Below are 12,455 nucleotides of genomic sequence, written 5' to 3' on the forward strand. Positions count from 1 at the left end.
CCCGGACTGTCCAGACCCTGCCCGCCCCCATGCGGAGCGCGACCTCTCGATGACCCGAATCCCCTGTTCGCCCGCGATGCTCAGAGGCGGGTGAGGCACCACACCCCGACGACGAGGGAGGTCAGCGAGACGAGGCTCGCGACGGTGACCGAGGCGACCGGGCTCACACCCTGGGCCACGGGGCGATGCCGGCGGACGCTGGTCGCGATCCAGGCCAGCAACCCACTCCCGAACAGGCAGAACACCATCCCCGCGAAGATCGCCGGTCCGCTCTCCATGGTCCCCCCGAGCCCTTCTTCCCGGCCGCTGACGCCGGGCCCGGGGTGAGGCTCGCACGCGCGAGCGGCGGGAAGGCGAACCGGAAGTGAACGCAGGGGCGACGCGGTCGGGTGCGACGACGGCCGGCCCTCGGCGAGGTGTCCGAAACAACTCGAAAGTTGGCGAACCGACCACCCTCCCGAGCCCCTGCCACACCTTCGTGCCGGCCTCAGGACCCACGCGCCCCCCGCCGGCCCCAGGGCCCACGCGCCCCGCCGATCTCAGGACCGACAGGCCCGCCCCGTCACTTCACCGGCTCCAGGAAGCCCTGCTCCACGAGCAGCCGGATCTGGGCCGGTGTGCGGTCGCGCAGCAGTACCGGGTCCTCGCCGAGCAGCTGGGCGATGGCGTCGAGGATGCGGCCCGCGCTCATCGTGCCGTCGCTCACACCCGCGAAGCCGGCGCCGATGGTGTCCACCCGGGTGGCCCGGCGCATGCCGCGGTTCTGGCGCAGCACCACATGCTCCGGGTCCTCCGCGCCGGGCAGCCCGACCTGCTCCTGCACCACCTCGGCGGCCAGCTTGAAGCGCGCTTCGAGCAGCCCGGCGTCGTCGTGCCTGCGGAGATGGCCGAGCCGCTCGAAGTGGGCCCGCACCGTGTCCCCGAGCGGCTGCTCGACCGGATGCGACCATTCCTCCACCGTGACCGACGGCCGATCGGCGCCCGATCTGCGCAGTGTGATCCAGCCGAAGCCGACCGCCTTCACACCGCGCGCCTCGAACTCGTCCAGCCAGGCGTCGTACCGCGCCCGGTATTCGGCCATGTCACCACGGTGGTCTCCGGCGTCCCGCAGCCACAGCTCGGTGTACTGAGTGACGTCCTGCACCTCGCGCTGCACGATCCAGGCGTCGCACCCACGCGGCACCCACGACCTGAGTCTGTCCTGCCAGTCCTCCCCTTCGACGTGCTGCCAGTTGGCGAGGAACTGCGCGAACCCGCCGTCGCCGAGCCGTTCCCCCGCCTCCTGAACGAGCGTGCGGCACAGATCGTCCCCGCCCATTCCGCCGTCGCGGTAGGTGAGCCGGGCACCCGGCGAGATCACGAAGGGCGGGTTGGACACGATCAGGTCGTACTTCTCGCCCGCGCGGACCGGTGCGAACAGCGATCCCTCCCGCAGATCGGCGGCCGGGACCCCGGAGAGGGCCAGGGTGAGCGCGGTGATGTGCAGCGCGCGCGGGTTGACGTCGGTGGCCGTCACGCGCGTGGCGTGCCGAGTGGCGTGCAGCGCCTGGATGCCGGAGCCGGTGCCGAGGTCGAGCGCGGAGGCGACGGGCGTGCGGACGGTGATGCCGGCCAGGGTCGTGGACGCCCCTCCGACGCCGAGGACAACACCCTCGTGCGCACTGCCGATGCCGCCCGCGCCGCCGACCGCGCACCCGAGGTCGGACACGATGAACCAGTCCTCGTCCGCGGGCCCGCCGTACGGCCGTACGTCCACGGCCGCGGCGACGTCGTCCGCGCCGGCGTGCGTCAGCCACCCGTCCTTCAGGCAGGCGTCGAGGGGCAGGACGTCCGCCACCCGCGCGTGCGGCACGGGCTGCTGCAGCAGGAACAGGCGTACGAGCGTCTCCAGCGGGGTGTCCCCGCGCGTGGCCCGGAAGGCGGGCACGGTCTCGCTGCGGGCCAGCGCCGCGTACGCGGGGGCGCCGAGCAGTTCGAGCAGTCCGTCGGCGGTGAAGGAGGCCCCGAGCAGCGCGTCCCGGAGGCGGGCGACGGTGTCGGGGCGGTCGGACGAGGGCAGAGGCGGCAGGCCGGGGTTACTCACGCCCTCCATTGTGGCCGCCATCCTCACCCCGCGCGTGCCGTGACCGCCGCGACTGCCTCAGCGGTCACGACTGCCTCGGCGGTGGCGGCCGTCGAGACCGTGGCGGGCGGCCGCGGCGGCCCCAGGGTGCGCGGGGTGAGGGCGGCTGTGCGCTGTCGCGCCGTCAGCCCGTCGTGGTCTGCACCGGGCCGGTGGCCGTCTTGCAACTGGCCTGCCGGGCCATCGCCTCGCCGACCTTGCCCTCCTCCAGCGTCTTGAGGGCGTCGTTGCCGCTCTTGCTGAGCTTGTCCAGCTCGGTGGCGATGCCCTTCAGGCCGTCGGCGAACTTCGCCTGGTCGTCCGTGTCGAGCCCGTCGACCTGTTTCTTCAGCGAGGCGTACGACGCGGAGATGCTGTTGAGCTCCTTGACCGCGTCCGTCTGCTTCTTCTCGCCGTTCTCGACGTCCGGTGCCCCCGCCTTGGTCACGGCCGCACCGATCGCCTTGTAGGCGTCGGACATGTCCTGGAAGGCTTTCGAGTCGGTCTTCTGGACCTCTTCCGGGGTGCTGTTGTCCGAGGTCTCCTTCTGGATCGCGGCGTTGGCGGCCTGGATCTTCTTCGCCTGCGGCTGCACCGCGCCGCAGACCTGGTCCGCCCAGGAGTTCAGCTTCTCGTTGTTGTTGTCGCCGCCGCCGCATCCCGTCAGCGCCAGTACCAGTACCGCACCGCCGGACAGCGCGGCCGCGAGCTTCTTGTTCACCGGATCGGCCCCTTCCATGGCTCCCGGCCCGGAACATACACGTCAGATGCGCGACATCTCCCCGGCGAACGTCTGCTAAGACCATTTTTGAAGCCATTTGCACCAGCGAGAGAAGGCTCACGACGGGGGCGTACACCGCACAGTGCGGGCGGACGACGCGTCGTCAACACGCGCCGTCCGCCCGCACCTTGAGCTGGGCCTCGGTGGCCGGTCCTACGAAACCACCGCCGGATCGACCGACTTGGAGTCCGGTTCGGCATCGCCTTCGTCACCCATGGCGATCCCGCGCCGTTTGGACACGTACACCGAGCCGACGATCACCGCCAGGGCGAGAACCGCGATCAGCACCCGCACGCCGACGTTCTTGTCCGCGCCGTAGGAGAACTGGATGACCGCGGGCGCGATGAGCAGCGCCACCAGGTTCATCACCTTCAGCAGCGGGTTGATGGCCGGCCCCGCGGTGTCCTTGAAGGGGTCGCCGACGGTGTCGCCGATGATGGTCGCCTCGTGGGCCTCGCTGCCCTTGCCGCCGTGGTGGCCGTCCTCGACGAGCTTCTTGGCGTTGTCCCACGCGCCACCGGAGTTGGCGAGGAACACCGCCATGAGTGTGCCCGCGCCGATCGCGCCCGCGAGGAAGGCGCCGAGTGCCCCGACGCCGAGCGTGAACCCGATGAAGATGGGTGCCATCACGGCCAGCAGACCGGGGGTGGCGAGTTCGCGCAGGGCGTCCTTGGTGCAGATGTCGACGACCTTGCCGTACTCCGGCTTCTCGCTGTAGTCCATGATCCCGGGCTTCTCACGGAACTGCCGCCGCACCTCGAAGACCACCGCACCCGCCGACCGCGAGACCGCGTTGATCGCCAGCCCCGAGAAGAGGAAGACGACCGCCGCGCCCGCGATGAGTCCGACGAGGTTGTTGGGCTGCGAGATGTCCATCATCAGACTCAACGGCGCGCCCTCACCGCTGAACCGTTCGCCCACGCCCCGCGCGCCGGTGGTGATGGCGTCGCGGTACGAGCCGAACAGGGCCGCCGCCGCGAGGACCGCCGTGGCGATGGCGATGCCCTTGGTGATCGCCTTGGTGGTGTTGCCGACGGCGTCCAGATCGGTGAGCACCTGGGCGCCGGCGCCCTCGACGTCGCCGGACATCTCGGCGATGCCCTGAGCGTTGTCGGAGACCGGCCCGAAGGTGTCCATCGCGACGATCACACCGACCGTGGTGAGCAGACCGGTGCCGGCCAGCGCCACCGCGAACAGCGCCAGCATGATCGACGTACCGCCGAGCAGGAACGCCCCGTACACGCCGAGGCCGATCAGCAGGGCGGTGTAGACGGCCGATTCGAGCCCCAGGGAGATCCCGGCGAGGATGACGGTGGCCGGGCCGGTGAGCGAGGTCTTCCCGATGTCCTTGACGGGACGCCGGGTGGTCTCGGTGAAGTAGCCGGTGAGTTGCTGGATCAGGGCGGCGAGCACGATGCCGATGGCCACCGCGACGAGCGCGAGGATCCGCGGGTCGCCGGCCTTGCCCTGGATCGCCGCGTCGGTGACGCCGTCGAGGCCGGCGTACGACGACGGCAGATAGCTGTACACGGCGATCGCGACCAGGACGAGTGAGATCACCGCGGAGAGGAAGAACCCGCGGTTGATCGCGCTCATGCCGCTGCGGTCGGCGTGTCTGGGGGCCACCGCGAAGATGCCGACCATCGCGGTGAGGACGCCGATCGCGGGCACGAGCAGCGGGAAGGCCAGTCCGGCGTTGCCGAAGGCGGCCGAGCCCAGGATGAGCGCGGCCACCAGCGTCACGGCGTACGACTCGAAGAGGTCGGCCGCCATGCCCGCGCAGTCGCCGACGTTGTCGCCCACGTTGTCGGCGATGGTCGCGGCATTGCGCGGATCGTCCTCCGGAATGCCCTTCTCGACCTTGCCGACCAGGTCGGCGCCGACGTCGGCGGCCTTGGTGAAGATGCCGCCACCGACGCGCATGAACATCGCGATCAGCGCGGCCCCGAGCCCGAAGCCCTCGAGCACCTTCGGCGCGTCGGCCGCGTACACGAGCACCACGCAGGCGGCGCCCAGCAGGCCGAGCCCGACGGTGAACATGCCGACCACGCCGCCCGTGCGAAAAGCGATCTTCATCGCTTTGTGCGAGACGGCGGTGAGATCCTTTTCCGGCTCTCCGGGAGCCGGTGTCGCCTCGCGGGCCGCCGCGGCGACTCGCACATTGCTGCGGACGGCGAGCCACATGCCGATATATCCGGTGGTCGCCGAGAACGTCGCTCCGATCAGGAAGAACACCGATCGACCGGCACGCTGATTCCAGTCGTCCGCGGGCAGCAGCAGAAGCAGGAAGAACACGACGGCGGCGAATACGCCGAGCGTGCGCAGCTGGCGGGCCAGATAGGCGTTCGCGCCCTCCTGGACCGCCGCGGCGATCTCCTTCATTTTTTCGGTGCCCTCGCCGGCCGCGAGGACCTGGCGCACCAGGACCCCCGCGACGGTCAGCGCCGCCAGTGCTACGACCCCGATGACCACCACGAGCACACGGTTGTCGTCGGTCAGCACGGCAGCTGCGAGGGAGATGGGTTGGCCCGGCTGTTGTGAGAGGAAAAGCCCCGCCATTCGTCCTCCTTGACGCTTGGGCTGAGCTCAAGATGTGGACGGGATTGTAGGTACCCGGAACCTGATCAAAACAGAGCGCGTTAAATGTAAATGGCCACACGTGTCCTTCACGCAATGATCGTCGGACGGCCCGGGAACCGAAATCCGTAACGCCACTGAGGCATTCGACGGATCATTCACCTGATCAGACGAATGATCCTCTCAGTGATCACGCAAAAACCTCTTTGATCGCCCGGCCGATCGTGAATGAATTCACGCGATGAACGCTACTGTGGACCGCTCGCCCAGGGACCGCTCGGCGAGGAAGGCCGGCACAGGGACCACTGTAGGCGCGGACGATGACACCCGCACATGCCGAAGGGCCCCACGGGTGGGGCCCTTCGGTATGAGTCGCCGTTCGGGTGAAGCGAGCGAATCAGGCGATTCGGGTGCAATCGAGTGAGGCAGGCGAGTTGGGTGAATTGAGTTAATTGGGTGAGCCGGATACGTTCGGTCAGACGGGGAATCAGACGGGGAAGGTGGCCAGCGGCGTGGTGGACCACCTCATGCGGATCGATCCGCCGTGCTCCCCGGCACTGACCTCGACATCGTCGACGAGCCCGCTGATGACCGCGAGGCCCATCTCGTCCTCCTCGGTCTCGGCCCCGGGCCCGCCACCGGGCGTGCGCCCGCCGGGGACCGCGTGGGGCGCCTCGTCGCCGACCTCGATGGAGAACTGCTTCTCCTCCTCGATCAGCAGCACCTTCACAGGGGCCGAGATTCCGCCGTTCTGGTGCAGTCCGACGGCACGGGTGCACGCCTCACCGACGGCGAGCCGGACCTCGTCGAGGACCGCCTCGTCCACTCCGGCCCTGCGCGCCACCGCTGCCGCCACCAGTCGGGCGGTCCTGACATGCTCGGGCAGCGCGCTGAAGCGGAGTTCAACGGTGGCCATGCATCCCCCTCGCAGACTTCGGGCGTGCCGTGGGAAGGCACCGGGCCGCCGAAGAGCCCGGTCCTCCTCGTACTTCACTGCTCTCCCGGGCGCGGACGCCCGGGACCGGTGATCAGTCGGTGGCCGCCACCGCTTCCTCGACCGAGGTGTGAATCGGGAACACCTTGGTGAGGCCGGTGATGCGGAAGATCTTGAGAATGCGCTCCTGGTTGCAGACCAGGCGCAACGAGCCCTCATGGGCACGCACACGCTTCAGGCCGCCGACCAGCACGCCGAGTCCGGTTGAATCGAGGAAGTCCACACCCTCCATGTCGACGACAAGGTGGAAACTGCCGTCATTCACCAGCTCGACCAGCTGCTCGCGCAGCTTGGGCGCGGTATATACGTCGATTTCGCCACCGACCCTGACGATCGTGCGATCGCCCATGGTCTCGGTCGACAGGGACAGGTCCACGGATCCTCCAGCACCTAGCTATCGAGCGGTCGCCCTTGGGGCATCTCGGCTCAGCCCCCGGGACGGTTCGCCAGCCGCGATGGCATTCAATCACTTACCGGCAGGCGTGCACGACGCCTTGGCCCCATTGTCCGTCATGCCGGTGACACACTCGGTGCCGATGGCCAAGAATCTCCGACCCGATCGGTCCCCGGCGGACAGCGCTCCCCAGCCCTCGCCGGGGGCGCTCCTCGACCGGCTCGCCGCCGGGCCGAGCAGGGCTTCGCGCATTACTCATACGGAGCACTTGCCCCCGCGAGCGGGTCGCCATGCCGTCTGGCCGGATCGGATCCGGGCGGAGGTGCTCGCCGCCGTACAGGCCTCGGGCATCGACCATCCGTGGGCCCACCAGGCACGCGCCGCCGAGCACGCCCTGGACGGCGAGTCGGTCGTGGTCGCCACCGGGACCGCCTCCGGCAAGTCCCTGGCGTATCTCACGCCGGTCCTGTCGGCGCTCCTGGACGGCTCCGAGGCCCCGAACGGCCGCGGTGCGACCGCCCTCTACCTGGCTCCCACGAAAGCCCTGGCGGCCGACCAGTGCCGTGCTGTGAAGGAACTTTCACATCCTCTGGGCCATTCGGTGCGCGCGGCGGTCCACGACGGCGACACTCCGTTCGAGGAACGCGAGTGGATCCGCCAGTACGCCAACTACGTCCTGACCAACCCGGACATGCTGCACCGGGGCATCCTCCCGTCCCACGCCCGCTGGTCCTCCTTCCTGAAGTCGCTGAAGTACGTCGTCATCGACGAGTGCCACACCTACCGGGGCGTCTTCGGCTCGCACGTCGCCCAGGTGCTGCGTCGGCTGCGCCGCCTCTGCGCCCGCTACGGCGCCTCGCCCGTGTTCCTGCTCGCCTCCGCGACCGCCGCCGAGCCCGCGGTCGCCGCCCGCCGCCTCACCGGGCTGCCGGTGGTCGAGGTCGCCGACGACGCCTCGCCTCGCGGTGAACTGGTGTTCGCCCTCTGGGAGCCTCCCCTGACCGAGCTGCACGGCGAGAAGGGCGCCCCCGTCCGCCGCACCGCCACCGCCGAGGCAGCCGACCTGCTGACCGACCTCACCGTGCAGGGCGTCCGCTCGGTCACCTTCGTACGCTCCCGGCGCGGTGCCGAGCTGATCTCGGTGATCGCCCGGGAACGCCTGGCCGAGGTCGACCGTTCGCTGGTCCGGCGGGTGGCGGCCTACCGGGGCGGCTATCTCCCCGAGGAGCGCCGCGCCCTCGAACGCGCCCTGCACTCCGGCGAACTCCTCGGACTCGCCGCGACGAACGCCCTGGAACTCGGCGTGGACGTCTCCGGCCTGGACGCCGTGGTGATCGCCGGCTACCCGGGCACCCGGGCGTCCCTGTGGCAGCAGGCGGGCCGTGCGGGACGGTCCGGGCAGGGCGCCCTCGCCGTCATGGTCGCCCGCGACGATCCCCTGGACACCTTCCTCGTCCACCACCCCGAGGCCCTGTTCGACCGGCCCGTGGAATCCACCGTCCTCGACCCCGACAACCCCTACGTGCTCGCCCCGCACCTGTGCGCGGCGGCCGAGGAGCTGCCGCTGACGGACGAGGACCTGGAGCTGTTCGGGCCGTCCACCGAGGAGCTCCTGCCGCAGTTGGAGGCCGCGAAGCTACTCCGCCGCCGGACCAGGGCCTGGCACTGGACCCGCCGGGAACGGGCCGCCGACCTGACCGACATCCGAGGGGAGGGCGGCCGTCCCGTCCAGGTCGTCGAGGACGGTACGGGACGGCTGCTGGGCACGGTGGACGCCGGCGCCGCGCACACGACCGTCCACGAGGGCGCGGTCCATCTGCACCAGGGCCGCACGTACCTCGTCCGATCCCTCGACCTGGAGGATTCCGTCGCCCTGGTCGAACAGGCCGCCCCGGCCTACACGACGGTCGCCCGCGACACGACGTCGATCTCCGTACTGGAGACGGACACCGAGATCCCGTGGGGCGACGGCCGCCTGTGCTACGGCTCCGTCGAGGTCACCAACCAGGTGGTCTCCTTCCTGCGTCGACGTGTCATCACCGGCGAGGTACTGGGCGAGACGAAACTCGACCTGCCGCCCCGTACGCTGCGCACCCGCGCGGTGTGGTGGACGGTCACCGAGGACCAGCTGGACCGGGCCCGGATCAATCCGGAGATCCTCGGCGGCGCCCTGCACGCCGCCGAGCACGCGTCGATCGGCATGCTGCCCCTCTTCGCGACCTGCGACCGCTGGGACATCGGCGGGGTCTCCGTGCCCCTGCACCCCGACACCTTGCTGCCCACCGTCTTCGTCTACGACGGTCATCCGGGCGGGGCCGGCTTCGCGGAGCGCGCCTTCCACACCGCCGGCGACTGGCTCACCGCCACCCGGCAGGCCATCTCCTCCTGCGAGTGCGAGGCCGGTTGCCCGTCCTGCATCCAGTCCCCCAAGTGCGGAAACGGCAACGAACCGCTGCACAAACGAGGTGCGGTACGGCTCCTCACGGTGCTGCTGGAGGGCGCGCCGGCGAAGGAGAACGCGGCGGAGGCGGACGGGACGGACCGGACGGGCGGCATGGCGGCGGAGGCCGACCAGGAGTGAACGGCAGCGGTGGCCAGGGGCTGTCCGGCATATACCCGTCGTCCGCCCGGAGGGTGGGCTCAGCGGCGTCCGGTGCGTGCGCTCGCAAGGCTCCGCTGAGCGGGCGGGGATTCGTTCAGACCAGCCCTGGCGGACCGGCCGGCCCCGCCCGCGCCCTGACCTCCGCCTCGAACGGTCCTCGTCCCGCGGCCACCGACACGTCCGAGACCTCGCCCTCGACCGTGCACCGCACCAGGCGCGTGCCCTGCGCCCCGGCCACCCGGCCGGCTCGCGCACAGGCCGCCGCCGTACCGTCCATCCACCGGTCCGCCGCCGCCAGTGCGGCGAGGTCCGCACCGCCGGCCGCCCGATGCCGGACCACGACGGCCTGCCCCAGGGTGAGGACGACGCCGAAGACGACACACAGCACGGCGATGACCCCGACACTCCAGACGGTCGCGGAGCCCCGGTCGGGGCCTTGTCCGGGGTACCGGTGCCGACCTGGACCCCGGGCCGGGCGACGGCCGCCGTCCCGGTGCCGGCAGCCGGCCCGGCGGAAGCCGCGCCCGGGCCCGGCCTCCTGCCCGGCCGGTGCGGCACGCGCCCCGTCGCACTCCCCACCGGCATGGCGCTCGGGCCCCCGGTCCGGCGGACCGGCCCCACGCCCACGCCCACGCTCATGCCCACGCCCACGCCCTCGGCCGCGAACCCGGCCGCTCTGCCGTCGTCGCCGGTCATGGATCTCGTACTTCACGTGTCCGCCCCCACCGTCTCCTCCACGGCCGCCACCGCCTCCTCCCGTACCTCGAAGGGCAGCCCGCGCAATAACGGGGGCCTGGCCACGACGACCACACGAACCTGCGTCGCCTCCCGGCGCACGGTGACCTCCGCGCCGGACGGCGCCGCCCGGCGGGCCACCTCGACGACCGCACCGGGGGAGTCCTGCCGGGCCGCCGCGCGGGCACCGGTGCGGGCCGCGTCCACACACTGGATCTGCGCCGCCACCACCAACAGCCCCCACACCAGCGCCATCGCGAACATCACCAGCACGGGCAGCGCCATCGCCGACTCCGCCGTCACGAAGCCACGGTCCGAGCGCCGCTCACATCCGGCCATCGAGCGCCTGCTCCACGATCTTCGTCAGCGCCGCGTCGACCGGGCCGCTCGTGACCACCTTGTAGAGCACGACGGCGAACGCCACCGCCGCCACGATGCCCATGGCGTACTCGGAAGTGACCATTCCGGTGTCCTTCCGTGCCGCGCGCATCCTGCACACCAGGGCACGCAGCCGCGCCCGTACCACCTGATACATCTCAACCCCCTTATGGGAATTTCCTGTTGAAACACCACTCGACTGTCTGTCCGTCTGCCCTGCCGCCGCTTTCGGTTCTCTCCCGTCATCGACCACCTCCTCCCAGCACCCCGCCGGCCAGTCCGATCACCACGGGCAGCACGCCGACCGCGACGAAGGCGGGCAGGAAGCACAGACCCACCGGCGCGGTGACCATGACGGCGGCCCGCCGTGCCCGTGCCGTCGCCTCGCGGGCCCACTGCGCGCGGGACTCCACGGCGAGCCGCGCAACGGGCGCGGCCATGGGGAGCCCGGACACATCGGCCCGTTCCAGCAGCCGGGCCAGGGCCCCGGCTCCCGGCACGGCGGCCAGTCGGCGCCAGGCCGCGCCCGGTTCCCCACCGAGCCGCACCTCCGCCGCGCCTCTGGCCAGCGCGTCCCCGACCGGCCCGCCCAGGGCCTCGCCGACCGCCTGCGCGGCGGGCACTGGCCCGGCGCCGGCCGCGATGCAGGCGGCCAGCAGATCGGCGGCAAGAGGGAGTTGCCGCGCCGCACGGGCCGCGGCACGTTCCCGCTCGTGCGCCCCGGCCGCCGTCTGCCGCAGGCGCCACCGCCACAGTCCGACGGCACCGGCCAGCCCCACCAGCACTCCGGCGAGACCGCCCACCAGCACCCAGCCCGCGCAGGCCGCTCCCACCGGGGGCAGCCAACCGCGCGCGCCTCTCGGCACCGTGAGGCGCGGCCGGGCCGCCGCCTGTTCCACGGCCAGCGTCTCGGCCAGCCGTCGTCGCAGCCGGCGCTCGCACCGCGCGTGGCGCAGCCACCAGGCCGGCCAGCCGAGTACCGGCGCCACCCCCACGACGACCCCCAGTCCGTGGAGAACGTCGCCGCTCATACCGACGCCTCCTCGGCGCCCCGCATGATCCGCAGCACCCACCACAGCCCCAGACCCTCCAGGACCCCGCCGGCCGCAAGGCAGCCGAGCCCCGACGGGGTGTGCAGGAGGATGTGCAGGGGGTCGGCTCCGAGGGCCGCGCCGAGCCCCAGCCCCAGGACGGGGAGCCCCGCGAGCATCACCGCGGTGGCGCGGGCGCCGGCCAGCTGGGCGCGCAGGTCGGCACGCTGGTCCCGTTCGGCACGCAGCGCCGCTTCCAGCCGGTCGAGTCCGGCCGCGAGCCCCGCCCCCTGGTCCACTGCGACCCGCCAGCACGCTGCGAGCCCGCGAAGCCCTTCGGCGCCCGGCTGCCGCGCCACCACCACGAGCCCGTCCGGGACATCCCCGCCGAACCGTGCGGCCGCCAGCACCGCCGCCTGGGCGTCGCCGAGCCCGCCGGAGTCACGCGCGGCCGGTGACAGTGCCTCACCCGGCTGTCGCCCTGCGCGCACCTCCCCGGCGAGGGCCCCGCACAGCGCGATCACCGCGTCGCCCCTGCGCTCACGGACCCGGCGCTCCCCAGCGGCCAGCTGCACCCGCCGCAGCAGCGGCACCCCGGCCGCGCCCGCGACGAGCGGCAGCACCGATGTGCCCAGCAGTGCCAACGCCGCCCCGGCGGCCAGGGCCCACCATTCGGCCCGCAGCCGTCCCCGGATGCGTCCCCACGCGCGGATCGCCCGGGGCCATCCCGGCGGCCCGCTCCCGGCCGGTCCCCCACCGGCCAGCAGCAGCCGTGCCCGCCTGGCTCCGGCCCGCCGGCCGCCCAGCAGCCACCCGGCGGCCCCGAGGCACACCGTGGCCGTCCCCATCGACATCCCGGCAG

At 71.9% G+C, this 12,455-nt stretch carries 11 protein-coding genes and 1 pseudogene; 1 reads left to right on the plus strand and 11 read right to left on the minus strand.

Annotated features, from left to right (window positions below; genetic code table 11):
- Positions 1 to 80: 80 nt before the first annotated feature.
- From ACFP2V_RS28005 to bldG, 6 genes are all read right to left on the minus strand, one after another.
- The gene (locus tag ACFP2V_RS28005; RefSeq protein ID WP_381218075.1) at positions 81 to 278 is read right to left on the minus strand and encodes a hypothetical protein; all 198 of its coding nucleotides are present in this window, start codon (positions 276 to 278) and stop codon (positions 81 to 83) included.
- Between the two features lie 284 nt (positions 279 to 562).
- A complete protein-coding gene (locus ACFP2V_RS28010) occupies positions 563 to 2,092 on the minus strand; it encodes a DUF7059 domain-containing protein (protein ID WP_381218077.1) in 1,530 nt (509 codons plus the stop codon).
- A 154-nt stretch (positions 2,093 to 2,246) separates the two neighbouring features.
- Positions 2,247 to 2,840, minus strand: a complete 594-nt coding sequence (locus ACFP2V_RS28015; protein WP_381218079.1) for a small secreted protein — start codon at positions 2,838 to 2,840, stop codon at positions 2,247 to 2,249.
- Between the two features lie 195 nt (positions 2,841 to 3,035).
- On the minus strand, positions 3,036 to 5,441 hold the full coding sequence (locus ACFP2V_RS28020; protein ID WP_381218081.1) for a sodium-translocating pyrophosphatase: 2,406 nt from the start codon (positions 5,439 to 5,441) through the stop codon (positions 3,036 to 3,038).
- 505 nt (positions 5,442 to 5,946) lie between these two features.
- Positions 5,947 to 6,375 (minus strand): ATP-binding protein, encoded by a 429-nt coding sequence (locus tag ACFP2V_RS28025; RefSeq protein ID WP_381218083.1) that lies wholly within the window; start codon positions 6,373 to 6,375, stop codon positions 5,947 to 5,949.
- 112 nt (positions 6,376 to 6,487) lie between these two features.
- Positions 6,488 to 6,829 carry an anti-sigma factor antagonist BldG gene (gene bldG / locus ACFP2V_RS28030; RefSeq protein WP_003991900.1) on the minus strand — a complete coding sequence of 114 codons (342 nt, stop codon included), beginning with the start codon at positions 6,827 to 6,829 and terminating at the stop codon, positions 6,488 to 6,490.
- A 79-nt stretch (positions 6,830 to 6,908) separates the two neighbouring features.
- Here bldG and ACFP2V_RS28035 point away from each other — a divergent pair, with 79 nt between their 5' ends.
- Positions 6,909 to 9,428, plus strand: a complete 2,520-nt coding sequence (locus ACFP2V_RS28035; protein WP_381218086.1) for a DEAD/DEAH box helicase — start codon at positions 6,909 to 6,911, stop codon at positions 9,426 to 9,428.
- A 115-nt stretch (positions 9,429 to 9,543) separates the two neighbouring features.
- Here ACFP2V_RS28035 and ACFP2V_RS28040 read toward each other — a convergent pair.
- From ACFP2V_RS28040 to ACFP2V_RS28060, 5 genes and pseudogenes are all read right to left on the minus strand, one after another.
- Positions 9,544 to 9,894 (minus strand): annotated as a pseudogene (locus tag ACFP2V_RS28040) (Rv3654c family TadE-like protein); the annotation flags it as partial.
- 263 nt (positions 9,895 to 10,157) lie between these two features.
- The gene (locus ACFP2V_RS28045; protein ID WP_381218088.1) at positions 10,158 to 10,523 is read right to left on the minus strand and encodes a TadE family type IV pilus minor pilin; all 366 of its coding nucleotides are present in this window, start codon (positions 10,521 to 10,523) and stop codon (positions 10,158 to 10,160) included.
- Positions 10,510 to 10,719 (minus strand): DUF4244 domain-containing protein, encoded by a 210-nt coding sequence (locus tag ACFP2V_RS28050; RefSeq protein WP_326754001.1) that lies wholly within the window; start codon positions 10,717 to 10,719, stop codon positions 10,510 to 10,512. Before ACFP2V_RS28050 ends, ACFP2V_RS28045 begins: the two co-directional genes overlap by 14 nt.
- 85 nt (positions 10,720 to 10,804) lie before the next feature.
- Positions 10,805 to 11,593 (minus strand): type II secretion system F family protein, encoded by a 789-nt coding sequence (locus ACFP2V_RS28055; RefSeq protein WP_381218091.1) that lies wholly within the window; start codon positions 11,591 to 11,593, stop codon positions 10,805 to 10,807.
- Complete coding sequence (locus ACFP2V_RS28060; protein ID WP_381218138.1) at positions 11,590 to 12,441, minus strand: type II secretion system F family protein; 852 nt, start codon at positions 12,439 to 12,441, stop codon at positions 11,590 to 11,592. Before ACFP2V_RS28060 ends, ACFP2V_RS28055 begins: the two co-directional genes overlap by 4 nt.
- Positions 12,442 to 12,455 lie beyond the last annotated feature (14 nt).

The organism is Streptomyces incanus (assembly GCF_042656345.1).
GTDB classification, from domain to species: Bacteria; Actinomycetota; Actinomycetes; order Streptomycetales; family Streptomycetaceae; genus Streptomyces; species Streptomyces incanus.

Coding starts and splice junctions, on each gene's coding strand:
- ACFP2V_RS28005 (WP_381218075.1), bottom strand. CDS start 278: ATGGAGAGCGGACCGGCGATCTTCGCGGGGATGGTGTTCTGCCTGTTC.
- ACFP2V_RS28010 (WP_381218077.1), bottom strand. CDS start 2,092: ATGGAGGGCGTGAGTAACCCCGGCCTGCCGCCTCTGCCCTCGTCCGAC.
- ACFP2V_RS28015 (WP_381218079.1), bottom strand. CDS start 2,840: ATGGAAGGGGCCGATCCGGTGAACAAGAAGCTCGCGGCCGCGCTGTCC.
- ACFP2V_RS28020 (WP_381218081.1), bottom strand. CDS start 5,441: ATGGCGGGGCTTTTCCTCTCACAACAGCCGGGCCAACCCATCTCCCTC.
- ACFP2V_RS28025 (WP_381218083.1), bottom strand. CDS start 6,375: ATGGCCACCGTTGAACTCCGCTTCAGCGCGCTGCCCGAGCATGTCAGG.
- ACFP2V_RS28035 (WP_381218086.1), top strand. CDS start 6,909: ATGGCATTCAATCACTTACCGGCAGGCGTGCACGACGCCTTGGCCCCA.
- ACFP2V_RS28045 (WP_381218088.1), bottom strand. CDS start 10,523: ATGGCCGGATGTGAGCGGCGCTCGGACCGTGGCTTCGTGACGGCGGAG.
- ACFP2V_RS28050 (WP_326754001.1), bottom strand. CDS start 10,719: ATGTATCAGGTGGTACGGGCGCGGCTGCGTGCCCTGGTGTGCAGGATG.
- ACFP2V_RS28055 (WP_381218091.1), bottom strand. CDS start 11,593: ATGAGCGGCGACGTTCTCCACGGACTGGGGGTCGTCGTGGGGGTGGCG.
- ACFP2V_RS28060 (WP_381218138.1), bottom strand. CDS start 12,441: ATGGGGACGGCCACGGTGTGCCTCGGGGCCGCCGGGTGGCTGCTGGGC.